This is a genomic window from uncultured Anaerococcus sp. (assembly GCF_963510915.1).
Classification (GTDB): Bacteria; Bacillota; Clostridia; order Tissierellales; family Peptoniphilaceae; genus Anaerococcus.
Map to the genome: position 1 here is coordinate 1 of NZ_CAUPHG010000004.1, position 23,338 is coordinate 23,338.

Annotated in this window: 23 protein-coding genes; 1 reads left to right on the forward strand and 22 read right to left on the reverse strand. The window is 36.1% G+C overall.

Features of this window, described 5'->3' with window-relative positions; all coding sequences use genetic code 11:
• The 8 genes from RQ893_RS00815 to RQ893_RS00850 all read right to left on the reverse strand — a co-directional run.
• Positions 1–217: citrate lyase holo-[acyl-carrier protein] synthase (locus RQ893_RS00815; protein ID WP_311481162.1), on the reverse strand; the 217-nt coding region annotated here is incomplete at its 3' end.
• 77 nt (positions 218–294) lie between these two features.
• Positions 295–1,452, reverse strand: a complete 1,158-nt coding sequence (locus tag RQ893_RS00820; RefSeq protein WP_311481163.1) for an NADP-dependent malic enzyme — start codon at positions 1,450–1,452, stop codon at positions 295–297.
• 30 nt (positions 1,453–1,482) lie between these two features.
• Positions 1,483–2,781 (reverse strand): 2-hydroxycarboxylate transporter family protein, encoded by a 1,299-nt coding sequence (locus tag RQ893_RS00825; protein ID WP_311481164.1) that lies wholly within the window; start codon positions 2,779–2,781, stop codon positions 1,483–1,485.
• Between the two features lie 30 nt (positions 2,782–2,811).
• Positions 2,812–4,302 (reverse strand): citrate lyase subunit alpha, encoded by a 1,491-nt coding sequence (gene citF, locus RQ893_RS00830; protein WP_311481165.1) that lies wholly within the window; start codon positions 4,300–4,302, stop codon positions 2,812–2,814.
• Positions 4,299–5,165, reverse strand: coding sequence for an aldolase/citrate lyase family protein (locus tag RQ893_RS00835; RefSeq protein WP_311481166.1), 867 nt, complete (start codon positions 5,163–5,165; stop codon positions 4,299–4,301). The genes citF and RQ893_RS00835 overlap by 4 nt, the downstream gene beginning before the upstream one ends.
• Positions 5,162–5,419, reverse strand: a complete 258-nt coding sequence (gene citD / locus RQ893_RS00840; protein WP_311481167.1) for a citrate lyase acyl carrier protein — start codon at positions 5,417–5,419, stop codon at positions 5,162–5,164. The genes RQ893_RS00835 and citD overlap by 4 nt, the downstream gene beginning before the upstream one ends.
• Positions 5,420–5,641: 222 nt before the next feature.
• Positions 5,642–6,040, reverse strand: coding sequence for a GNAT family N-acetyltransferase (locus tag RQ893_RS00845; protein WP_311481168.1), 399 nt, complete (start codon positions 6,038–6,040; stop codon positions 5,642–5,644).
• A gap of 158 nt (positions 6,041–6,198) precedes the next feature.
• Positions 6,199–7,062, reverse strand: coding sequence for a DUF4300 family protein (locus RQ893_RS00850; protein ID WP_311481169.1), 864 nt, complete (start codon positions 7,060–7,062; stop codon positions 6,199–6,201).
• A gap of 230 nt (positions 7,063–7,292) precedes the next feature.
• Here RQ893_RS00850 and RQ893_RS00855 point away from each other — a divergent pair, with 230 nt between their 5' ends.
• On the forward strand, positions 7,293–8,594 hold the full coding sequence (locus tag RQ893_RS00855) for a hypothetical protein (protein WP_311481170.1): 1,302 nt from the start codon (positions 7,293–7,295) through the stop codon (positions 8,592–8,594).
• Positions 8,595–8,825: 231 nt separating this feature from the next.
• Here the strand turns inward: RQ893_RS00855 and RQ893_RS00860 are convergent, their stop codons facing one another.
• The 14 genes from RQ893_RS00860 to RQ893_RS00925 all read right to left on the reverse strand — a co-directional run bounded on the left by RQ893_RS00860 (position 8,826) and on the right by RQ893_RS00925 (position 23,297).
• Positions 8,826–9,887: a hypothetical protein gene (locus RQ893_RS00860; RefSeq protein WP_311481171.1), complete on the reverse strand. Its 1,062-nt coding sequence runs from the start codon at positions 9,885–9,887 to the stop codon at positions 8,826–8,828.
• Between the two features lie 191 nt (positions 9,888–10,078).
• Positions 10,079–11,641: a hypothetical protein gene (locus RQ893_RS00865; RefSeq protein ID WP_311481172.1), complete on the reverse strand. Its 1,563-nt coding sequence runs from the start codon at positions 11,639–11,641 to the stop codon at positions 10,079–10,081.
• A gap of 40 nt (positions 11,642–11,681) precedes the next feature.
• On the reverse strand, positions 11,682–12,515 hold the full coding sequence (locus RQ893_RS00870; protein WP_311481173.1) for a triose-phosphate isomerase family protein: 834 nt from the start codon (positions 12,513–12,515) through the stop codon (positions 11,682–11,684).
• On the reverse strand, positions 12,512–14,002 hold the full coding sequence (locus RQ893_RS00875; protein WP_311481174.1) for a lactate racemase domain-containing protein: 1,491 nt from the start codon (positions 14,000–14,002) through the stop codon (positions 12,512–12,514). Before RQ893_RS00875 ends, RQ893_RS00870 begins: the two co-directional genes overlap by 4 nt.
• A 61-nt stretch (positions 14,003–14,063) precedes the next feature.
• Entirely contained in the window at positions 14,064–15,218 is a 1,155-nt protein-coding gene (locus RQ893_RS00880; protein ID WP_311481175.1) for a ketose-bisphosphate aldolase, read from the reverse strand.
• 21 nt (positions 15,219–15,239) lie between these two features.
• Positions 15,240–16,394: a diphosphate--fructose-6-phosphate 1-phosphotransferase gene (locus RQ893_RS00885; RefSeq protein WP_311481176.1), complete on the reverse strand. Its 1,155-nt coding sequence runs from the start codon at positions 16,392–16,394 to the stop codon at positions 15,240–15,242.
• 38 nt (positions 16,395–16,432) lie between these two features.
• Positions 16,433–17,455: a LacI family DNA-binding transcriptional regulator gene (locus tag RQ893_RS00890; RefSeq protein ID WP_311481177.1), complete on the reverse strand. Its 1,023-nt coding sequence runs from the start codon at positions 17,453–17,455 to the stop codon at positions 16,433–16,435.
• A gap of 7 nt (positions 17,456–17,462) precedes the next feature.
• Positions 17,463–18,347, reverse strand: coding sequence for a class II fructose-bisphosphate aldolase (locus RQ893_RS00895; protein WP_311481178.1), 885 nt, complete (start codon positions 18,345–18,347; stop codon positions 17,463–17,465).
• Positions 18,334–19,353: an alcohol dehydrogenase catalytic domain-containing protein gene (locus RQ893_RS00900; protein WP_311481179.1), complete on the reverse strand. Its 1,020-nt coding sequence runs from the start codon at positions 19,351–19,353 to the stop codon at positions 18,334–18,336. The genes RQ893_RS00895 and RQ893_RS00900 overlap by 14 nt, the downstream gene beginning before the upstream one ends.
• Positions 19,353–20,138, reverse strand: coding sequence for an SDR family oxidoreductase (locus RQ893_RS00905; protein ID WP_311481180.1), 786 nt, complete (start codon positions 20,136–20,138; stop codon positions 19,353–19,355). The genes RQ893_RS00900 and RQ893_RS00905 overlap by 1 nt, the downstream gene beginning before the upstream one ends.
• A gap of 10 nt (positions 20,139–20,148) precedes the next feature.
• Positions 20,149–20,910: an ABC transporter ATP-binding protein gene (locus tag RQ893_RS00910; protein WP_311481181.1), complete on the reverse strand. Its 762-nt coding sequence runs from the start codon at positions 20,908–20,910 to the stop codon at positions 20,149–20,151.
• A gap of 12 nt (positions 20,911–20,922) precedes the next feature.
• Positions 20,923–21,684, reverse strand: a complete 762-nt coding sequence (locus RQ893_RS00915; RefSeq protein ID WP_311481182.1) for an ABC transporter ATP-binding protein — start codon at positions 21,682–21,684, stop codon at positions 20,923–20,925.
• Complete coding sequence (locus tag RQ893_RS00920) at positions 21,672–22,451, reverse strand: ABC transporter permease (protein ID WP_311481183.1); 780 nt, start codon at positions 22,449–22,451, stop codon at positions 21,672–21,674. Before RQ893_RS00920 ends, RQ893_RS00915 begins: the two co-directional genes overlap by 13 nt.
• Positions 22,452–22,463: 12 nt before the next feature.
• The gene (locus tag RQ893_RS00925; RefSeq protein WP_311481184.1) at positions 22,464–23,297 is read right to left on the reverse strand and encodes an ABC transporter permease; all 834 of its coding nucleotides are present in this window, start codon (positions 23,295–23,297) and stop codon (positions 22,464–22,466) included.
• Between the last annotated feature and the right edge of the window lie 41 nt (positions 23,298–23,338).

The following is a 23,338-nucleotide window of genomic DNA, read 5'->3' on the forward strand; positions in this document are numbered from 1 at the left end:
CCTTGATTTTGTCTGTTATTTCTTCAAGCCCCCTATCAAAGATAGCGACAAGACCACTATTGATTTTTTCTGGCCCAGGTATATTTAGCTTATATGATATGACAGTTTTTTCTGGATGGATTAGTAATTTTTTTCTAATCTCCTCCCTCCTCCTGTCCCTATTTTCAAGAACTTCTTTGAGATCTACATAAGTTTTACCTTTAAAATATTTACCCATACTTCTCCCCACATAAGAAAAATCGTTCCAAGTCGAAATTTCTTAGCTTGGAACGATTTTACTAATTCTTTAAAACCTTACTTTTTGTATTCATCCTTAACTGCCTTGGCTACTACTTCTGCCACGCCTTCTTCGAAGGCACCTGGAATTACATAGTCAGCTGACAATTTATCTTCACTTACAAGACCAGCAAGGGCTTTAGCAGCAGCTAGTTTCATAGCGTCTGTGATTTCTTTTGCATGGATATCAAGAGCCCCTCTAAAAATACCTGGGAAAGCTAAGACATTGTTGATTTGGTTAGGGAAGTCTGACCTTCCTGTAGCAACAACTTTAGCTCCTGCTTTTTTAGCTAAGGCTGGGTCGATTTCTGGAACTGGGTTTGCCATGGCAAATACTATTGGGTCAGCAGCCATGCTCTTGATGTCATTTTCATCAATAACTCCAGGTGCAGATACACCTACAAAGACATCACAACCCTTGATAGCTTCTTTTAAAGTTCCAACAAAGTTTTCCTTATTAGTTATCTTTGCTAGTTCAGCCTTTACAGGGTTTGAGCCTTCAAGGTGGCTTTTGTTGATTGTTCCCCTTGAGTCACAAGCAATTATATTTTTAACTCCTAGGTCTAAGAGTAGTTTGGTTATAGAATAACCAGCAGCACCTGCTCCAGATACTATGATTTTAATATCTTCTGCCTTTTTGCCAACTATTTTTAGGGCATTGATTAGAGCAGCTACAGTCACTATAGCTGTACCGTGTTGGTCATCGTGAAATACTGGTATATCAAGGATTTCTTTAAGCTTATTTTCTATATAAACACACCTAGGTGATGAAATATCTTCAAGGTTAATACCGCCAAAACCAGGGGCAATATTTTTAACTGTTTCGATAATTTCATCTGGATCTTTGGTATCAAGAACAATTGGAACTGCGTTTACATCTCCAAATTCTTTGAAAAGTACTGCCTTACCTTCCATTACTGGCATGGCGGCCTTAGGTCCAATATCTCCAAGTCCTAAGACAGCTGTACCATCTGATACAACTGCGATTGTATTTGCCTTTGATGTGTAAACATAGGCTTTTGATTCATCTTCATGAATTTTTCTACAAGGTTCAGCTACACCAGGTGTATAAGCATAGGTTAAATCTTCTGCATTTAAAACCTTAGCCTTAACTTCTGTTGCGACCTTTCCTTGCCATTCTTCGTGTTTTTTTAGTGCTATTTCATATACGTCCATAAATTCTACTTCCTTTCATAAACTATTTTACTACCCAAAGAATAATGGTACCAAAATTGATGCCAAAAGAATTATGAAGGCACCACCAAGTCTTGAAGAGATTTGAGCAAATGGCATTAATTCCATCCTATTAGCTGCAGTTAGTACTGCAACATCGCCTGTACCACCCATATTAGCCATACATAAACCAGCTGTAATAGCTGCTTCTATTGGATAAAAACCTACAAGTTTGCCAACTATGGCTGAACCTAGAATAGCTCCTAAAACTACTAGGGCTACTAAGAATAGATAAACTAGAGAGAAGTGTTCGATTATTTGTTGTAAAGATGTATAAGAAACACCTATACCAACTAGTAACAATGGTGTAAAGTTTTTAGCTATAAAAGCATACCAACCAGCTGCTGCGTCTGTATATTTTTCTGGAAGAATATTAATTGCCTTGATTACAGCAACTGAAATAATCATCCAAGCATAGGTGTGGATATTGATTCCAACTTTTTTCATTGCAAAGGCAATGATAGCGCCAAGAGTGAAAAATGCAGTAGCAAGAACTATACCTGTTGCATATTCACCTGGTTTTAAAACTACTTCCCTGTTTTCTGCCTTGATTTCATCATCTGTACTTCTCATAAGTTGGCCATTACCTGTCCATTCCGGTTTAACTTGGCCAAGTCTGTTTAAAAGACCACCAGCAACTATGGCTAGGGCATTACCTAGGGCAACTGCTGGAACTAATTTTGACATGATTTCTTCTGTTTCAACATTTAGGGCTGATGAAAATATTTCTGAAATTGGAACAGCGCCTGCGCCCATTCCACCGCCCATGATTGGAATACCAATATAGGCCATAGCTTCACCTGGTGTATAACCGCAGAACATACCACCGATTGATACTAGGGCTAAAGATGCTACTACACCGCCAAGGATGGCTGGTAGGTACCTAACTGCTGCCTTAATAAGTAATTTTCTATTCATACCAAGGATTGATCCTGTAATTAGGGCTGAGATATAGAAATCCAAAAAGCCCATCTTACCTTCACCTGTTTTCATAAAGGCGTCTATTAAATTCTTGGTTGTTTCTGGTAATAATTTGAAATATACTAGGGCTGCCCCGCCAAAGATGGCTACAACAGCTCCACCACCGAAATAGGTGTTAATTATAGGAATACGGTTACCTGCAAAGTTTAAAAACTCACCAACAACTAACATCAATAAGAAGGCACCAATAAGACCTATTGGTAGTACTTCTAAGTAAACAGCTACACACATTATAGCAGCTAATACGAAAAATAATGGCCAAGATACGCCAAGTATTCTATTGTCTTCCATTTTTTCCTCCAATTATTATTATTTTAAATATCATTCGACTTTTGAAATAGTATCTAGGATTGTGCCATCTCTAAAGACAGAAAATCCTACTATTTCATCAGATTTTTCACGTTTTTTTGGATATCCAGTTAGGGATGTGGCTATATCGTACAATTCATCAATAGTTTTTAGCTCTAATTTTGTATCCTTGAGAGCCTCTAATAGGTCAGTCCTTGCTGGATTTATGGCTATGCCATATTCTGTAACTAAGGCATCTACTACCTCACCTGGTGTAGTAATGGTTCTTACCTTATCAACAACAGCTGACACTCTAGCATTGAATAATTTTGTTGTAATTATTGTAAGCTTGGCACCTGTTGCTGTGTCAGCGTGACCGCCAGAACCACCTAATATGATTCCATCAGAGCCTGTAGTGACGTTAATATTAAAGTCCTTATCTATCTCGCTTGCTCCAAGGATAACGCAATCAAGCTTCTCTGCTACACAGTCATCGTTTGGATTAGCATATTTGGAACCAGAAATCTTGTGGTGGTTTTTATTCCTCTTTGAAGACTTGATAGCTTCTAAGTCAAAACACTGAACATCTTCTAAGCTTTCAAAAAGTCCTTTTTCAAGCATTTCTACAAAAAATCCTGTAATACCACCCGAACCAAAAGAGCCCTTGACATCTTTCGCTTCCATTAGGTCTTTAACTTCATTTGCCACAGCTAGGGAGATACCACCTGCACCAGTCTGCATAGAAAAACCATCTTTGATAAGACCTAATTCATCAATCAACCTTGCTGTAAGTCTTGCAATTTTAAGACCTAGTGGGTCTTTGGTAACTTGGGTTGTGCCTGAAACTATACCGCTTGGATCGCCAATTTGGTCAATTTCTACAATATAATCTGCAAAACCTGGTTTGATATCAGGATTTTCACACTTATCAATTAAATTATCTGTGATGGCAACGACCTTTTTAGCACACATAGCATCAGCGACAGCATAGCCTAATGAACCACAAGCTGACTTTCCAACAGACCCATCCATAGCCCCGTCTTTGTCGACACTTGGACTTGCCACAAAGGCAACATCTATCTTTAGGTCTCCCTCGTAAATAGACCTAGGCCTACCACCATGGGTTGTGATATAAGCTGGATTTTTAAGCTTACCACGAGATACAGCCTGGGCTACAGGTCCTGACATATAAGAAGTCTCTATATCTGTCACAGTCCCATCGTCTATCATTTCTACCAAAGGAGCGTGGCAGGCAAAAATTGAACTTGCTGCAAGTTTTAAATTCTTTAGCCCCCTTTGATGGAGTTTTTCCATGACCATATTTAGGACATAGTCCCCATTTCTGAGGTGGTGGTGGAAAGATACAGTCATTCCATCCTTTAGGTCAAGCTTATCAAAAACTTGATCAAAACTAACTATTTCAGGCTTAACAGCTTTTTCAAAATGATAAGTTTTTTTATCAACATAGGCCTTGGCTGATTTAAATTTCTTTAAATTTAGAGCTTCTAAGTCTACATTTTTCATATTAGCCCCCATTCTTTAGCAGATTTCAATAGGTTGGCTGACCTTGTGATAACTGGTTTATCAACCATCTTGCCCCTAAAAGAGAATACACCAAGTCCTTTTCTCTCTGCTTCTTCTGCCTGACTGACAATGATTTTTGCATCTTCGATTTCAGCCTGACTTGGTGAAAACATTTCATTTACTGCAAAAACTTGTCGAGGACCAACTATAAGTCTGCCATTAAAACCAATGGTTTTTACAAAGTCTGTGTCCTTCTTCAAACCTTCCTTATTATCAAGGTCTGTATAAGGTGTATCAATAGCGTTTAAACCATAAGCCTTAGCAACAGTTGCTATCCTGTACCTAGCAAAGGCAATCTCTGCCGAACCTTCTGTTCTTTTAACTTGCATATCAACAGTATAATCTTCTGCACCTAGGAGAAGTCCTTCGATTTTATCAGATTGTTTTACTATGTCCTCAAGCTCCAAGATGCCCCTGGCACTTTCAACAAGCATATAATATCTCAAATTATTTTCTATATTTTTTTCTTTAGTAAATGCATCTATAAAATCAAAAACTTCCTTGGCTGTATCTTTGTTGGATTTTGGTATAACCAACCCGTCTGGCCCTGCTGGTATTATCGCTCTAAGATCATCCTTCCAATAAGGCGAATCAGTTGGATTTATCCTTACAGTGACTATTGAATTCTTATAAGAAAGAGTCCTAAGAGCATTAGCAACTAGGTCCCTAGCCGCATCTTTTTGGCTAGTGGAAACAGCGTCTTCTAGGTCATAAATAATAGCATCTGCTTCTAGGTTGTCGGCTGATACCAACATTCCCGGATTATTTCCAGGCATAAATAACATTGTTCTTAAAGTTTTCATTGAGCCCTTCCAATCGCTGTTTTAAGCCTTGCTGCAATGGTACAATCAAGAGCACCCTTATCTTCAATCATGACCCTAACTTTATTAATGCCAGCTTCTTTAAGTACATCTTCTACTACTTTTCTAATTTGATCACCAAATTCATACTCTACAGGCGAATTGAGAACAATTTCAATGGAATCGCTTTCCTCTAGCCTGATAAGGCAATCATTTGACTCTAAAGTCCCAGCAGCAGAATTTTTCTTAATCTCCATATTCCTTCCTTCACTTTCTAACCTCTATTATGTAACTTATAACTATATAATCAAATAGAGTGTTTTATACATCGACTTTCATTTAACCTCACCTGCCCTCTTGTTTAACTACTACCCAAAAAAGAATTATTTTAACCAAATTTTTTTCATAAAAAAAAGATTTTATATGATAAATATCAAAAAAATCTCTTTTCTGATTAAGAAATCCTAAAAATCACTCTCTCACTTCATAAAAGCTTTGCAATAATAATCGCCAACTTCCTTTAAGCCCACTTTTTTATAAAAGTTTTTTGTTTCTTCTGCATCATCAGTTAAGAGTACAAATTGGCGGATTTCTTCATTTTCCTTTAATATTTCTTTTATTAACCTGCTTCCAAATCCTCGACCCTGGTAAGAATTTAAAATCAATATATCCTGGAGATAGCAAATTGTAGCCCCATCTCCTATTATCCTTGCCAAGCCTATTAATTTTTCTCCTTCCCAAAGTGTCCAAACTTTTTGAGAATTTTTTATTGCTTTGATTAATAAGTCGGGTTCATCAGTATAACTTGTCCAACCCACATCATCGTAAAGTGCGATTATTTCTTCTTTTTCTGGTATTATTCCAACTTTTATTTCCATGAATCCTCCCATATTTCTATGATGAAACATAATACGATTTATGTAACTGGTTCGCAAAAACTTTTAAGAAATTTTTCCAAGCTAATTTCCTATCTGACTAAGACCCCATATCTTACATCAAAAAACATTTATAAAAAGCAAAGGCCAGTTAAAAACACCTAGCCTACTAACTTTCCATTATCCATAATAAAAGGTGGGCAGGTAGAAGGATCAGTATAATCTTTAAACTTATCTTTCAAATACTCATAGCAGGCATTTCTATTTGGGAATAAAATCGCCTGATAAGGCTCTTCGAAGGAAATTTTTTCTACAAAAAGATAGCCGCCTTCGACTTTAACCAAGACCCCAATGTGACCGATAAAAAGGTAGTTTCCATCTAAATTATCATGAATTACAACTGTGACTAAGTCGGAATATTTTGGAAAAGACCAGTCTTTGAAATATTCTTCCATAACCTTGGCCTGTTCATCTGGATTTTTAGAAGCATTTGTAGGAACTCTTGAAAAAAATTTCTTGAAAGTCTGTTCAAAATGCTTATCGAAAATTTTTCCTTCCTTGATTTTTTCCTCATCCATAAATAGCATTTCATCATCAGGATCTCCTGCCTTTTGAAACTTCATATTTGCACAAGCTAGTAAATATGCGTTTATCCTGCAATTTGTATCTGGAAACTTCCTATCAGCCTTAGCCCTATTTTCAATTAATTTTCCTGTATCATAGCTAGGTTTTAAATCTTCCTTAAAATCACCAATGAGATTTTCTTCTCCTACTGATTGATTATAATCCTTGACCATAGCCATAAATTTATCAACATTATCTCTTCCAGACCCCTTATCAAAGCCAAGAGTATTTTTCATAGCCTTACCTACAAAATCGAAACTCGCTTCACTTGCTAAATTTGACAGGCTCGCAGTTTTAATCTCAGTTGAGGCTTGCTTTTTGGGAGCTTTTATGACTTCTTTCTTGCCACATCCAGCAAGAATAACCACCATAGCTATTAGGCTTAATATTATTTTTTTCATCCTAGTCTCCTTCGCTTTTCTATAATTTTATTTTATATTATCCATACTAATCTTGTCAATCAACTGTTTTTAGATACCCAAAAAGCAAAAATAATTGAGAAAAGTTAGACCTTAATTTCTTACTCATCCTTGCCAGGAAACGATCAAGTCTTATCTTACTTACATTGATTTTGTAGGAAAAATAAATATAATGATTACAGTATATGCAAATGAAATTTAAAGGAAGATTTATGAATAAATTTAAGAAAACTCTTGCAACCGCTCTTGCCTGTGCCCTAGTTTTTGGGATGGGTTCAAAAGCTTTTGCAGATGAAGAAATACAAACTCCATCACTTTACGAAATCCTTACAGATGATATGGCTAAAAACCAACCATCCCAAACTAAGGCTAGCAAAAGTGCACAAATAGAAGAATACGAAAACGACCCAGCCTACCAGGAAGAATTCAAGGCACGCTACGACCTTTACAATAAAATACTAATTGCCAAAGAGCTTAGGGAAGTTGATGAAACAAAGTTTATAGATATTTTAAATAAAAAGGCTGCCAGCAAGGAAGATTTAGAAAGAGCCCTAGCAGAACTTTCTGACCAAATCGATGCCGCCGACGAGAAAATTGCCCTAGACCTAGATGTGGAGGGGGTCAAAAAAGACGTCAAAGCCTACATCCTTAACGGCAAGCTATTTTTCCTCGATAAGCTCGACAAAAAAGACATCAAAAACCTCTACCTTTTCTATGAGGCAACAGTCAATTCTTACAATTACAAAAATGCAAGCGAGGAAGAAAAGAAGGTCATCAAACCAACCCTCAAAACAATTTACGATTACATCCTAGAAATTGACGGAAAAATTAAGTCAAAGATTGAAATTACAGAAAAAGATAAGGAAAAAACTGCTGATTTGTTTGGGGATTTAACCAAAGAGCTTGATAAATCCTCTAAAAATAATATCAGCAAAGAGTCAGCCAAGCTTAATAAAACAAGCTTTATGACAAGCGGAGACCAAGTAGATGGCACCCTAAACGAAGATTCCGCCTTCTACAAATCTCAAAGATCAGGCATCAAGGAAGCCTACAAAAAACTACCAGAAAGTCAAAGAAGCTTCCTAGATACCATCAACACCAACAACGACGATTATATATCAGATGCAGAAATCAAGGCCAACGGCGAATACACCCTACCCCTTGATGATACAAACTTTATCAAACCTTTCTACGGAAATCCAGAAAACAAAACAGCAGAAGTGTCAACCACAACTGTGGGCGGTCAAAGCTCTCAAACAACAAGTTCAGCTCCAGCACCAGCCCCAGCACCAACTACCACTCCTGCTAACCCATCTGGCGGTGTACCTGAAACTGTAACCATCTCCCAAGGTGAAAACAGCCCTGGAGCAGGTAAAAAAGATACACCAACAACAGTAACAAACCCAGCTGGCCAAGTAAAAACCGGCATCAAAGGCGTAGGCTACTTAGGAATAGTCCTAGTAGTAGCAATCATAGCCTTTGTAATTTTAAACAAGAAAAAAGAAGAAAAGTAAAATCAAAAGGACCCGTAAGGGTCCCTTTTTGGTGAAAATTATTCCAGATTTTCCCTCATGGCATATAAAAATAAAACACAAGATTAAACTTGCAAGACATTTATTTTAACAAGATTCCAACCAAATTTTGACCAAGCTTTGTACCGAAAAACTAAAATTATTTCAAAACAAGAAAAAATCGCCCAAAAGCCTTACAAAAACTCATGAGCGATTAAAATCTAAGCAAAAATATTACTTAAAATTATCCAAAACTTGAACCTTCTTATCCTTATCTAGATAATAAAGCTTGCCATTAAAAACCCTATAACCATAAGATTCTACGTCTTTGGCAACAAATTCCCCAGTCAAGAAATTTATTATATCCATCTTGAACAAATAAGGATCCTTATCAGGGTCGATAAAGGTCTGCAAAATAAGATTTGGCCCAGCCGAAATAAACTGAGTACCTTCTTCTGTTGGACACTCAATATCGTTAATATAGCACTTGCCCTCATCATCAAAGTCTATATCAAGAATATCATAAAAATCATTGCCATCCTTGTCATATTTCACTGACTGAAGCCAGATAAAACCTTCCACATCCCCGACTTCCTCAGGTTTTTGGTCGTAGCCTTGAGATAAATCAAGCCTATACCTTTTTTCCAAAAAATCACCAGACATATTAAGTTTATTATAAAGAATTTCCTTGTCAGTAAAACCAATACCCTGCAAAAATCCATTATCCTCTTTCATTTTAAGGGCCTCGAATATATTGGTCTTGCCAGTTTTTAGGTCTATCTCACCATAGGCATTAATATAACCAAATTTACTAAGGTCAGTATCGCCCATAAAATGCCCATAAACCTTATCATAAACCTTGGCATATGGTGTAAAATCTTGACCCTCGATTTTGTAAATTTCCTCAAAATCCTTGCCCTTAATCTTCATAAGAGTGCTAGTATTTTCACCATTAGTACCAAAGAGAAAAACATCATCAGACAAAGGAACAGGATAGGCATAAATATCATCGCCAAGCTTTTTCACATCAGAAATGACATTGACAAGTTTCCCATCCTTGACAGTAACTAAGCTAGTATCAGAGAAAAAATAATCATCCTCAGTCAAAGAGTCTTGATCTGAAACTTTTTCAGCTTCCGCATCCTTTTTATCCTCGTCAGAAGCCTTCTCATCATCCTTAGCCTTATCCTCACTCACCTCGCTAACTTCCTTAGCCTGATCCTGATCCTTCTTAGCCTCATTGCCACAAGCAGAAAGAAAAACCGCCAAAGCCAAAATCCACAAAAACTTCTTCATATTCACTCCTTAAAAAAATAATATTGTAATTCTCCAATCCCGCAAAAGCAATAATGAAAAATCACACCCGCAAACATTTTCCTATTTAGTACATTATAGCATAGTTTATTATGTTAATGCAATTATGAATTATGAAAAAAATATAAATATATACAAAAAACCCCAGCACACAATGGTGCTGGGGCTTGGGTTTATTTACTTACTATATCCAAAAGTTCCTCAAAAGAGCTTACAACACCGTATCTTACCTTGTCCCCGCTAATTTTTTCAAAATGCTTCTTAGCGCAGCTAATCTTTGCCGTTTCAATATTTCTTAGCTGGAGGGAATTATTGCTTCCCTTGGTTTCTGCTACAAAGTAGATATGTTTTATATCTTCTTCCTTAAAGGCAATGGCCCAGTCCGGGTTATACTTGCCCACAGGTGTTGAAATATAAAAGCTTGATGGGAGTTTTACATAGACTGCCACCTCGCCCCTGCTGTCTAGTTTCTTTGAGAAATCTCTTTCTATATCTGAATCATAGATAGTAAAGTCAAAGATACCTTTTTCTGAGGAAATAGCACTCTTACCGAGCTGACCCTTGAGGTTGGCTTCGGTAAATATCTCATTTTCATACTTATCTTCCAAAAGATCGTAAGTGATATGTTGGATAATCTTTACAGCCTTTTCGTCATTTATTATCTGGCTAACCTTACTGATAAATTCTTCGGGATTTTTCTTGTAATTTAGGAACTTATCTTCGCTTATTCCTTTTAAAATCTTTACAACATCCTTCCTAGTCAGCTGGGTATCCTTAGCAATTTTCCCTACTAGGTCATACTTAGTAGAATTTGTAATTCCATAAACTTCGGTCCTATCCTCGTTTACTTCCTTAATATTTTTGCCAAAATCTTTCTTATCAATAGACATTTGCTCAATATAACCAGTCTTGACCTCATATTTGATGGTTTGGATATTAAGGACTGCATTTATCTTGGCTATACAATTATCAATGAGCTCATCGCTATTAAAATCAACCACATAATAGGTTTTCTGATTAATATTCTCCCAAAGTTTTTGGAATTCTTGAGATTTTAGTTTGTCTTCACGGAGCTTAGCATAGACATTTCTTGACCTTGCGTCAACTATATCTATATCCCTGTCATAAATCCTATCTAATAGGCCTATCAGCGAATCTTGATAATCTTTTAACACCTCTGTCAAAACTATAGCACCAGACTTTTTATCATCATAAAATTTCTCAGTTAATTTATAGTCATCGACATATTTTAAATCTCTTAAGTCGTCATAAATTTTTAAGGCAAACTCTTTGTCGATTAGCTTTTCCTGGCCTTCTCCATCTCTAATAATCCTGCCTTCAAATAAATCAGGAGTAACCTTCCTTGCCCTGCCGCTACTATCTTCGTAATATTCATTTTGAAGGGCCTTGGCAAAGTTTTCGTAGGATTCGCTGGCTACAACAGTTAGGCTATTTACTTCCTGGACACTATCACCGATGGCATTTTCATCCATCCTCTCGCCAGTATGGTCCACACAAAGCCTCAAACCACGCCCAACTTCTTGCCTTTTTCTCATATCAGAGCCAGATTGCTTGAGGGTACAGATTTGGAAGACATTTGGATTATCCCAACCTTCCTTAAGGGCAGAGTGGGAAAAGATAAATCTCACCGGACTCTTTTTTGGATCCCTATCTAGCAAGAGTTCCTTGTTTTTCTGCTCTAATAATAGACATTTAATAATAAAAAAATACAGCATGGGTTAAAAATCTCAAGCTGTATTTTTCGCCTTTATGATCCTAATTCAAATACAAATCAATAATCTCAAGATACTCATCGGGATAAAAACCTATGTCTCCCTGAAATCTTGTAAGAGCTATAAGCCCTCCTGATATCTCATCAATTGATGCAAGCATTGATGCATTATCCTGTTTCAATCCTCCGCCATAAACAATATCAATATCTCCAAACTCTTTTTTAATAAATTTTGCAACTTTAGTTATATATTCTTTATCAGCAGGTTGTTTGCCGGGCCCTATGCTCCAGATAGGCTCATATGCCAGTACTACATCTGATTTATTTGCACCCTTTAGGCCAAAATATATTTGATTGTACAATACATTTTGCCATTCAGTTTGTTGATTGTTGTTTTCTCCAATGCAATATAGTACTTTTATATCACGTTCTTGCGCTGCGAGAATTTCTTTATTTAAAATTATTGATATTGCATCTTCATCTGTCTTCCCCGATGCTTCTATTATTCCTCTTATATCATTTCTTTCTTCACAATGACCTATAAGTGTATATTTACATCCCAATTCGCTTAGAATCGCAGCCGGTAGATTGGTAGTAAGCGCACCAAAATTTTTTCCTATTTCTACATCATCTCTATAAACACCTTGAGAACCTATTTTTATTAAGCTATCACTATCCAAGGCTTTAACTGCTTCCAACAAATGTAATTCTGGGTAAAACTGAACAAATTCTACATCTGAATTCTTATATTTATTTAGTTTTTTTTGAGTGCTTTCAATAATTGTCTCAGCCCACTTATTAAGAGGGGCTAAACTATTAACCCCTCCATATTCTCTTGGCACATCAAATCTTTTTAGATTTAAATATATATGTTTCATCTATTATCTCCAATATGATGACCATACTCGTCCATTTCATCTAAACTTGGATCCTTCATACATAGGTGGACTGCAGATCTCTTAAATGTTAAAGGCAGCGCAAGGATATTAGGATTTGTTCCGACAAACTTCTTCTTTGCATCTTCCAAAGCCTCTTCGAAAGTCGCTCTTGTTTTTAATCCCATGCTTCTAGCATATCCCGGCTCCTGAGCACCTATCATATAAATCGCACTTGTGTTCATTTCAGCTATATGTCCGCAGCTCATCATTGAGAAACCGTGGAAGGGATGGAATGCATTGCAAAATCTGTATTTTCTAATATATTCTTCATTCGTTGCAAAATATTCACCATATCTGTTGAGATCCGGTAATATGTTCATATTATCTGTCTGGAACATCTCATATAATTCTCTTAAATATGGCCAAAGTTCATCATGGAAATAGCCATTACATGTTGAAGAGCAGAGAATGACACACTTATCACTCATAACCCTCTTGAACCTCAAAACCTGAGCGGATAGAGCTTGCATGAACATTATCGGATTTGTACCCATTCCTTCTCCGTAATGAAAATTTTGAGGCATTCCGAAAACTAATACATCATACTTTTTTTCCGCCCAATGAACATATGTCCTTTTATCAGCCACTTTCCAACTTTCAGGCATCATAATCTTTGCATAGCCTGAGAAAATTGCAATTTGTCTTGAAACACTATCTAATACAGCATCACAGCAGAAAAATGGATGCCCCATTTTTTCTTCCATATGCATACTTATTTCATCAAATTTATGCCTCATAAGGCTTCCGTTATTTACCGGGGTAAAATCAGGCCTATGCATTACTGAGGGAACGTGATGGCTACCTATACACCTCCAATTTGTTATCCCTGTTGCACTATGTTTGTATCCGCCCGAATAGCCTCCATAGGGATTACCTTGTACATGGCCTATAAGAATAGGTATGTCACAATCATAAACATACTTGCTAATAGCTACCGGGTCTCCTCTTTTGGTATATCCCAGATCTACCATATGGTCTTTATCTTCTGAATCATGACTTATAATTTGACCTGTATGCCAAAACTTATTAAATATCTCATCTCCGAAAATAGCTCTAGCATCGGATTCCTTACTTCTGCGATGAAGACCGTTTGAGATAATAAACATGACATCCTTGGATTCAACACCGGCAGCATATAATTCTTCCAACATATATTTAATTGAAAGCTTTCTATGGCTGGTTGCCTGCTCTCCTCCCTTAACTCTATCAGGAACAATAAAAGTAACAGTTGATCCCTTATGAGCTAATTCTGTTAATGTCGGCATCCCGATAGGATTAGCTAAACTTTCTTTATATGCCTCTTCAAGTTTATCTTCAGGAATATAATCAGGGTCTTTTACGGTTATACCCGGTATAAATTCATCGGTGTCATCAGGTAGATCCGCTCCAAGTGTGCCAAATCCGTATTCAAACTCAAAATGTTTCATATCAACCTCCATTATTTCAATACAATTAATCTTTTATTAAACTTATAATAAAACATCCTTATTAAATACCCGCCTTTTTATATCTTTCAGCCATTTCTTCAAGGCTTACTTGCTCTACAAGGCCTGCCTTGCCTAATGACCCGAACTTAACCAGCAAAGGTCCTATTGCTTCCTTAACTCCTGATTCAATAGCCTCAACAAGTGGTACAAAATCTTCATTTTTGGCACCTCCATACATTACTTCATCCATTATGGACTTAAAGAAGGCTCGCGGATCAAAAGCTGATTTATTGCTTTCAAGACTATTATAAATATCACCTACATGGTCGCTATTTTTTAAATCGGGATTTTTTATAAACATTTCTTTTAAATTTCTCGTTACTGCCAATCTTATATCAGTATCAACATTAATTTTATTAATGCCGAAAGAAATCACTTCCTGAAGTTGATCTGCACTTATTCCATGCATATCCTTTAGTTGGCTCCCTAAAGTCAAGAGATCTTTAACAATATATTGTGGGACTGTAGATGATCCATGGCTCACTAGGAAACCTTCAATGCCTTCGTGCATCATGCATTCTTTTATTGCTATAGGAATCTGTTTCCTAATTACTGTATCCTTGCCTTTGTTTGCACCATGTTTTGTTCCATAGCTGATAGCTAGAGCATCAACTTTGGTTTTTTTAAAGAAATCTATAGCCGACATAGGATGGGTGTAGGTACTAGTTACTGAAGAAACATCATCCTCAACTCCTGCCAATATGCCCAGCTCTCCCTCTACACTTACTCCTCTTGGATGAGCGTACTTAACAATTTCACGTGTTAACTCCACATTTTCATCATATGGTAGTGAACTGCCGTCTATCATCACGCTTGTATACCCAGCTTCTATTGCAGCTACCACTGACTCATAATCTTTACCGTGATCAAGATGTATGGCGATAGGTATATCAGTCTTTTCGCTATATTTTCTTATCGCATTGACAATGTTTTTAGCTCCCTTCTTTTTATCTTCTATAGTGCTTTCAAGAAAATTGTAGCAACCTCCCATAAAACCGTTAGCGAGGTCGGCACCCTGCAAAATGGCAGGACTTCTAAAAACATCATGTATTTCAATTGCTGCTTTTATTTGAGCTACAGCATTAACATTAAATGCTGCTTGTCCATATCTGCCTTTATCGGCAGCTTCAAGAATTACTCTCATTGGAACCAACATACTTTCCTTCTTTCTATTCTTCTAATTAAATGCTATCATTTTTGGTAAATCCACACCTATTAGGGGGCGGCACCATTTTTTAAAATTTTCATTTAAACCGTTGCCTTGAGCATTAATATATTCCATAGGAACTTTTCTTTCATGCATCATAGCTTTTTCAACATCCATTAAATAATACTCAATTTCATAAGGATCATTTGATTTTCTTCTTATGGCAACCATTTTTCCGCTTTCACCTTCTAATACGGCTTCACATGCTATCCTTCCGACATCTTCTGCTTCTTGTCTGTCAACCTGACTTTGCATCTGAATTGAAGCCCTCCCTAGAAGACCGGGCTTTTCACTTCTTGCTTTGTATCCTAATTTCTTCACAACCAAATTAGCTAAATGAGAACTTACATCACCAAAATATGTAGCTCTACCCGATTTAAAAATCGGTTCAACAATTGGGCTGCCATCTTTTTTGTGGAGGCCCTCGCTTGCAACGACAACGATTCCTTTTTTCTTTGTCAATAAGTTTGTTACATCTCCCAAAAATTTATCTTCATCAAAGTCCAGTTCAGGTAGATATATAAGATCCGGACCTAAACCTGCATCTTCGGCTAGAGAAGATGCCGCTGTTACCCAGCCGACATTTCGTCCCAACGCCTCTAGAACTACAACATGTATTGGTAGACTTTTTACATCTGCACAAAGTTCTTGCACACTTTGAGCCATATAACGTGCAGCACTTCCATAACCGGGGCTGTGATCAGTTACCGCTATATCGTTGTCCACGGTTTTTGGTATTCCCATGATTTTTATATTAAGACCGTAATCATCACAAGCTGCTTTTAATTTTCCACATGTATCCATAGTCCCGTTTCCACCGTTCATCAAAATATGAGAAATTCCATTTTTCTCAATCATTTTTACCATATTCAAATATTCTGATTCATTCATAGGATATCTTGACGAGCCGATCGCTGTGCCAGGTGTAGTTAATAAATTGCTTAAATTTTCACTTGAAATGTCACCTAAATTAATAAAGTCTTCGTCTACTGCACCCTGCATCCCATTTCTAGCACCCAGTATATTTTTAATATTAAACCTTTTAGCTGCTTTTATAGCTCCAAATAAAGATGCATTTAGAACCGGTGTAGGGCCGCCCCCATGAATTATTAACAGTTTTTTCATCTATTACCTCTATATTTATTTATTATCTATTAATGATTTTAAAAAGTTTCTGTAGATCCTCTTCTAACTATTTCATATGGAAAGTGTATTACCCTATTGTTGCATTCGTTCATGTTGATTTTATAAATTAAGTCTATAGCTGCTTCAGCAATATCATTATCCATCATTTTTATTGATGTCAACGATGGATTCGTTAATTCGCATAATGATGAATTATCAAATCCTATCAAAGCTAAATCTTCAGGTATTCTGATTTCGTTTTTTTGTAGATTCAAAGAAATGTATGATGCAAGCTTATCATTTCTTGCAATTATAGAATCTATCTCATTATTTTTAATAAGATGGACTATATTATTTATCATAAGTTTTGAATTGTTGTCACTAAAACAAAGTATATTTGATTCATAATTCAGCTTCCTCTGTTTCATTCCTTTTATAAACCCCAGGATACGATTATCTTTCAACTCTACACTTTCTAACGTCGATTTTTTTTTATCTACATAAAAAATTTTTCTTTTACCAATACTATAAAGATAATCTACTGCGCCACAACATCCACTTTTGAGTCCTGTCCCTATTTTTGCTATTCCTGGTTTCTTAATTTTATAATCCCTATTCATTAACAAAATAGTTGGTATTCCGGCATCAGCAAACATTCCTATATTTTTTTCAGAAAGTTTTGATGAACTTATTATTATTCCATCAAACCTTCTATTTATAATCTGTCTAATAAATTGTTCCGATTCTCTTGCTGTACATAGTGAGACAATTGTATTTCTTTGATAAGCCGTTTTTTCTAGGTATCCTAGAATTTTACTGAAACGTTCAGCTTCCGGAGAGTCAACCAAAAAAATTATTTGGTCTATATGTTTTCCTGATAATGCACGAGCAAATTGATTTGGTTGATAGTGCAATTTATTTGCAGCTTTAATCACCCTCTCTCTCTTATTTGCATCTACCGGGCGATTTCCATTCATAACATAAGAGACTATTGTTTCGCTAACTCCAGCTTCTTTTGCTACATCTGCTCTTGTTGCTATCCTCATTTTTTTGCCAACCATTCTTCAATCAATATTTGCCATCACTTCCAACCATATAAATTATGGATGATATGGACTCAACTAATTTGTCACTTGCAAAATTTGAAAGCTTCCAAGCATGACCCTCGTCCACACCTTTTTTTAAACCTTCTTTTAAATATTCTACATAGTCTGTCCTAATTTTTGTACCAAAATTAACCTTGGCTACACCACAATTTATTGATTTTTTTATTTGCTGTTCTGTTAAACCTGTGCTGCCGTGTAAAACTAGGGGTATGTCAATTTTATCTTTACATTCCCTCAATAAATCAAAATTCAATCTTGGGCTTTCCTTATAAAAGCCATGTGCATTACCTATACCAACAGCAAGGAAATCCGGATGACACATATTTGTAAATTTAATTATATCCTCCAGGCTTACTGAACCATCATCAGTTATTACAGTTTCAGTTTTTTGGTCATTCCTTCTTAATCTCCCTATCTCAGCTTCTACAGTAACATCTCTCTTATGAGCATAGTTTATGACCTTGTTGGTATTAAGAGCGTTCTCTTCTACTGATAAATTAGAACCATCATACATGACCGAAGTTACACCATAAGAAATCATCCTATAGCAATCTTCTACATTTGTTGCATGATCAAGATGTATCGCTACCGGAACACTCACCCTATTAGCCAGCCACTTAGCCGTTTCGCAAAACCAGTCGTCCCCCGAATACTTACCTGTATCTAAATAGTGTGCCAAAATAATTGGCGAACCTAGATTTTCAGCTGCTTTACATACAGCACGAATGATATCGTATGTCCCTCCTTGTGTATTTATTGCCGGAACGGCATATCCTTCACTGTACGCTCTTTGTACCATCTCGAATGCGTTAACAATCATCTTAAAAGCCTCATTAAATTCTAACAACCACTTTCAAATAGTCTCCTGGGTTTTGAATCATATCTACTATAGTGTTTTCTACGTCTTCTAATTCTATAGTCTTTGTAATCATTTTTTTTATGTTCTCATCCCCATTGTTAATTAAATTAATAGCTTCTCTAAAATTATTGCATGAATTTCTTGAAGGGCAAATATCTAATTCTTTTTGCATAATCCTTGTTTGATTAATTTCAGTTAATCCTTTTGGCCAACCAACCAAAGCTATTGTCGAACCGTTTCTGACATATTCATGCATATTTGATAAGACAGATTGAGAACCTGTGCACTCAATCATTGCATCACATAATTCTCCACCTGTAATTTCTTTAATTTTCTCTACAACATTATCTTTCGATGAATTAATAGTATATTTAAATTTCAATTTTTCTTCAGCAACTTTAAGTCTACTATCATTAATATCGACTATTATCGGGGTGGCTCCTTTACTTAAGCATGAAAATGCAGCCATAAGTCCTATAGTACCTGCTCCAAAAATAACAACATTATCATTTTCCTTGACCTTAGCTCTAATGGCCCCATGAATACCTATAGTCAACGGTTCTGCTAAAGCTGCCTCTTCGAAAGAAAGAGAATCCGGCAATTTATGAATAAGCTGCAGTGGATGTGAGAAATATTCTGTCATCATGCCGTCAGTATGAACACCAGCCACAGAAAGATGCTCGCAATTGTTATATCTCCCCTCTTTACACATATTACATGTAAAGTCCGGTATATACGGCTCAAGTGCTACACGATCCCCCGCTTTAATACCAAAATCATTTTTTCCGACCTCTGATATAATACCCACTCCTTCATGACCAAGTCCATGAATAGGATACTTCATTGTTGGGTTTGTTCCTTTAAATGCAGTAACATCCGAACCGCAAATTCCACAATATTTAATTTCTACTATTGCATAACCATCTTTTAAAACTGGTCTCTCATTATTTTCTAAAACAAGCTGTTGTGGCTTTATTATGCTTAATGTTTTCACTATATTTTTTCCTCCTTATATTCTTCTACAAAATCTAATGCATCCGGCATAATTCCTAAACTCCAGCCTCCATCAGCAAAAATAACTTGACCTACAATGTAGTTAGATTCATCACTTGATAGGAAAGTTGCAAGATTAGCAATTTCTTCCACTTTCCCAAATCTTCGAATTGGGGAGACTGAAAGTATATCATCAGAGTTTAATATCCCCTTGGATAATGGCTTTTTAACCATTTCCGTTTCAATCCAGCCAGGTGCTATAGCATTGCATTTAACCCCATACATTGACCATTCTGCACCTAATTGTTTTGTTAGAAGATTGATTCCCCCTTTTGTAATTCCATACGGAGTTCTACCTACATTTATCATCTTGCTATTTCCTGATGAAATATTTACAATACTTCCACTACCTTGTTCTATCATATATTTGCCAAATGCTTGACAACAATAAAAAGGCGCCTTTAAATTAATAGCTATAACTCTTTCAAGTTCGTCTTCATTAATATATAAGGTTGGTTTTGGTAGTGCAACGCCGGCACAATTTATCAAAATATCAATTTTTTTGTATTTCTTTATTACGAAATCGGACATCTTAAATATTGCATTTCGGTCGATTAGGTCTATCTTGTAAAAATCAGCCATATTTCCTAATTTATTTGCACTTTCTTGACCTTCATCTAAAATATCTGCAATTATTACAAAAGCTCCTTCATTAACAAATTTTTTAGCTATTCCATATCCAATTCCTCTTGCAGCTCCAGTAACAACAGCAACCTTGCCTTTCAAACGTTTCACTTTACCACCATCTTATATTTTCGGTAATATAGTTTCTGTATTCTATAAACTTTGGATCTGCAATATTTCTTGGCCTTGGTAAATCAATTTTTATTTCTTCCTTTATTTTTGCTGGTTTATTAGTTAAGATTAAGACCTTTTCTGCTAGATAAACAGCTTCTTCTATATTGTGTGTGATAAACAACACAGTGCTCCCTAATTCTTGCCAAAGCCTTACTACTTCATCTTCCAAATAGAACCTCATTTTAACATCCATCTGACCATATGGTTCATCCATGAGTAAGAGATCTGGTTGCATTGCAAATGACCTACCTATAACAACCCTTTGTGCGACACTAACAGATAAATCGCCTGGATATTTTTTTCTTGATTCTTGCAATCCCATCAGATCAATTATATGTTCTACCCTCTCGTTAATAATCTCCTTTGGTGTACGTTTGATTTTTAACCCATATGCTAGGTTTTCTTCTACCGTTAACCAAGGTATTGCGCTTGGCTCCTGAAATATAAATGAAATATTATGTTTACTTGGGTCTGCAGGCTGTCCATCTATAAAAATATCTCCATTTGTTGGCTCATGTATCCTTGTTAAACAATTAAGAAATGTCGTTTTTCCACAACCGGTAGGTCCCACTACACAAACAAAATCATTTTTATCAATATTAAAAGTCATATCATCTAATACTAATAAATCTCCAAATGATTTTGTAAGATTCTTTACTTCAATCTTGTGTTTTTGATTCGAAATTTTAGAATTGTCCATTCTGTCCCCCCCTTAAACTGATAAATCAGTATTTTCAGATATTTCCTCTCTTATTTTCATAAATTCCTTGCTTACCATATCTCTTGGTCTCGGTAGATTAATATCATAAATATGTTTTACAGTAGCAGGGCATTTGCTCAGTAACACTATACGCGAACCTAAATATATAGCCTCTTCGATATTGTTAGTAACATATATTATTGTTCTTTTCTCTTCCTCCCAAATCCTTAATATTTCATTTTGCATTAAATATCTGGTTTGAGCATCAAGAGCACCGAATGGCTCATCCATTATTAATACATTTGGATTGTTTGCATATGCTCTCGCAATTCCGACTCTCTGTTTCATTCCGCCGGATAGTGCCTTAGGATAAGAATTTTCAAATCCTTCCAGGCCCACAAGATTGATATATTTCTGGCATATTTCACGCCTTTTTTTCTTTTCCATTCCCGCAAATTTCAACCCCAGTTCAACATTCTCCATAACGGTTTTGAACTCCATTAAAGCTGTTTTCTGGAATACCATACCGATTTCATCATGGACCCCATCTATTGCTTGACCTTCAAATAGAATATTTCCTGAGGATTGATTTTCAAGTCCGGCAATAATATTTAACAATACAGTTTTGCCACATCTTCCAGGCCCCAAAACAACTAAAAATTCACCCTCTTTAACACCAAAGCTAACATCTTCTATCGCTTTAAAGTAACTCTTATCATCAAAATAAATTTTTGATATATGTTCTATATTCATCTTATCTGTTAATTTTCCCATGGGCATACCACTCTCTCTAAAAAATCTAGAACCGTTGATAGGATAAAGCCAACAATAGCTATTGTGATAACCGCTACTAATACGAGCGCCATATCACCACCTTGCCAACCCTTAGTTACCATAGAGCCAAGGCCCGAAGTAGCACCTAACATCTCAGCAGCAAGTACTGTAGTCCAGCCTGAGCTAACAGATGTTTTTATAACGGCAAAAATTGAAGGTAGGGCTGTTGGTATAACTATTTCTTTCAAGATCTGAAAATTGCTGCCTTTAAAAATTCTTCCAACTTGTATATTAATCTCGTCAACCATTTGAATACCGGCAGATGTGTTGATTACAAGGGGCACAAATGTTCCTATAAATACTATTATTATTTTCGCCATCTCTCCAATTCCAAACCACATAATGATAAGAGGTATCCATGCAATTGGAGGTATTGGCCTGATGACTTCAAATATGCTTCCCAAAAAAGCTCTCATGTTTTTATTCCAGCCAATTAATATTCCAAACGATATTCCAAAAGCCCAAGCAACTAATAGAGCAAGCAAAACCCTTTTTAAAGATGCCCAAGCATGTCCAATTAAATTTATCTTTCCTATTGGCTTGGTAAATGTTCTGATCATCCTGTCCCATACTTGTGCCGGATTAGGCATAAGCTCAGGATGCACACTAGAAAAGCTAATCCATGCAATTATTACCGTAATAATGGCTAAAATAGGTAATCCCCAATATAAAATATTATTAATTGTTAATTTTGTCTTTTTTTTCATGATCAATTCTCCTTAACGCTTAACACGCCATTGTAGTGCCCTGCTCTCTACATAAGACAAAATCGCAGATAAAACTGCACCTATAGCTCCTATTGTAACCATACCGGCAATAACTATATCCGGTCTTGCTATAGTTCTACCTATTTGTATCATATAACCTAATCCTGCACTAGCCGCTAACATTTCAGCCGCTACTAAAGTTGACCAAGAGTTTCCTAGTGCAACTCTTATACCTGCAAACACCATTGGAAGCGCACTCGGTATCCCAATCTTATAAAAAATTTCAAAATTTTTTGCTCCAAAAGTTTTTGAAACATTAATTAATGTTTGATTGGTTAATTTTATACCTGTATATGAGTTAATTACACATGGAACAAATGCAGTAAAAAAGATAATCATTGCTTTAGCTTTCAAGCCTACGCCCATCCAAACAACGACTAATGGTATCCACGCTATAGGTGGCACCGGTCTAATAAGCTCAAAAATCGGCCAAATAAATCTGTCGGCATATGTCCACCAACCCATAAATAAACCTAGAGGTATGCCTATGATAATAGCTGATAAAAAACCCGTAAGCGCAACTTGCAAACTGGCCAATATGTTAGTTCCTAATGTATTCCCATCTGGAACTGTGTTATTCATTTTGAAAACGATAGTATCTAAAATAGAAAATGGAGACGGAAGGCGCTTGGAGTCTACAAATCCAAGATTAACAACCATGTACCATATAAAAATAAATGTTGTTATACCTAAAACGCTTAACATCAACGTTTTAGACCTATCACGCTTAATTTGTTTTTTATTTTCTTCAAAAAGCTTTTGAATTGTCTGATTGCTGTTTTTCATAAAATTCTCTTTTCTTCGTATCTTTACGAAAAAGCCGTAAT

Coding starts and splice junctions, on each gene's coding strand:
- citD (WP_311481167.1), bottom strand. CDS start 5,419: ATGGAGATTAAGAAAAATTCTGCTGCTGGGACTTTAGAGTCAAATGAT.
- RQ893_RS00880 (WP_311481175.1), bottom strand. CDS start 15,218: ATGTTGGTTCCAATGAGAGTAATTCTTGAAGCTGCCGATAAAGGCAGA.
- RQ893_RS00885 (WP_311481176.1), bottom strand. CDS start 16,394: ATGAAAAAACTGTTAATAATTCATGGGGGCGGCCCTACACCGGTTCTA.
- RQ893_RS00835 (WP_311481166.1), bottom strand. CDS start 5,165: ATGAAAACTTTAAGAACAATGTTATTTATGCCTGGAAATAATCCGGGA.
- RQ893_RS00920 (WP_311481183.1), bottom strand. CDS start 22,451: ATGAAAAAAAAGACAAAATTAACAATTAATAATATTTTATATTGGGGA.
- RQ893_RS00865 (WP_311481172.1), bottom strand. CDS start 11,641: ATGCTGTATTTTTTTATTATTAAATGTCTATTATTAGAGCAGAAAAAC.
- RQ893_RS00890 (WP_311481177.1), bottom strand. CDS start 17,455: ATGGTTGGCAAAAAAATGAGGATAGCAACAAGAGCAGATGTAGCAAAA.
- RQ893_RS00860 (WP_311481171.1), bottom strand. CDS start 9,887: ATGAAGAAGTTTTTGTGGATTTTGGCTTTGGCGGTTTTTCTTTCTGCT.
- RQ893_RS00870 (WP_311481173.1), bottom strand. CDS start 12,515: ATGAAACATATATATTTAAATCTAAAAAGATTTGATGTGCCAAGAGAA.
- RQ893_RS00925 (WP_311481184.1), bottom strand. CDS start 23,297: ATGAAAAACAGCAATCAGACAATTCAAAAGCTTTTTGAAGAAAATAAA.
- RQ893_RS00910 (WP_311481181.1), bottom strand. CDS start 20,910: ATGGACAATTCTAAAATTTCGAATCAAAAACACAAGATTGAAGTAAAG.
- RQ893_RS00875 (WP_311481174.1), bottom strand. CDS start 14,002: ATGAAACATTTTGAGTTTGAATACGGATTTGGCACACTTGGAGCGGAT.
- RQ893_RS00850 (WP_311481169.1), bottom strand. CDS start 7,062: ATGAAAAAAATAATATTAAGCCTAATAGCTATGGTGGTTATTCTTGCT.
- RQ893_RS00915 (WP_311481182.1), bottom strand. CDS start 21,684: ATGGGAAAATTAACAGATAAGATGAATATAGAACATATATCAAAAATT.
- citF (WP_311481165.1), bottom strand. CDS start 4,302: ATGAAAAATGTAGACTTAGAAGCTCTAAATTTAAAGAAATTTAAATCA.
- RQ893_RS00845 (WP_311481168.1), bottom strand. CDS start 6,040: ATGGAAATAAAAGTTGGAATAATACCAGAAAAAGAAGAAATAATCGCA.
- RQ893_RS00855 (WP_311481170.1), top strand. CDS start 7,293: ATGAATAAATTTAAGAAAACTCTTGCAACCGCTCTTGCCTGTGCCCTA.
- RQ893_RS00825 (WP_311481164.1), bottom strand. CDS start 2,781: ATGGAAGACAATAGAATACTTGGCGTATCTTGGCCATTATTTTTCGTA.
- RQ893_RS00820 (WP_311481163.1), bottom strand. CDS start 1,452: ATGGACGTATATGAAATAGCACTAAAAAAACACGAAGAATGGCAAGGA.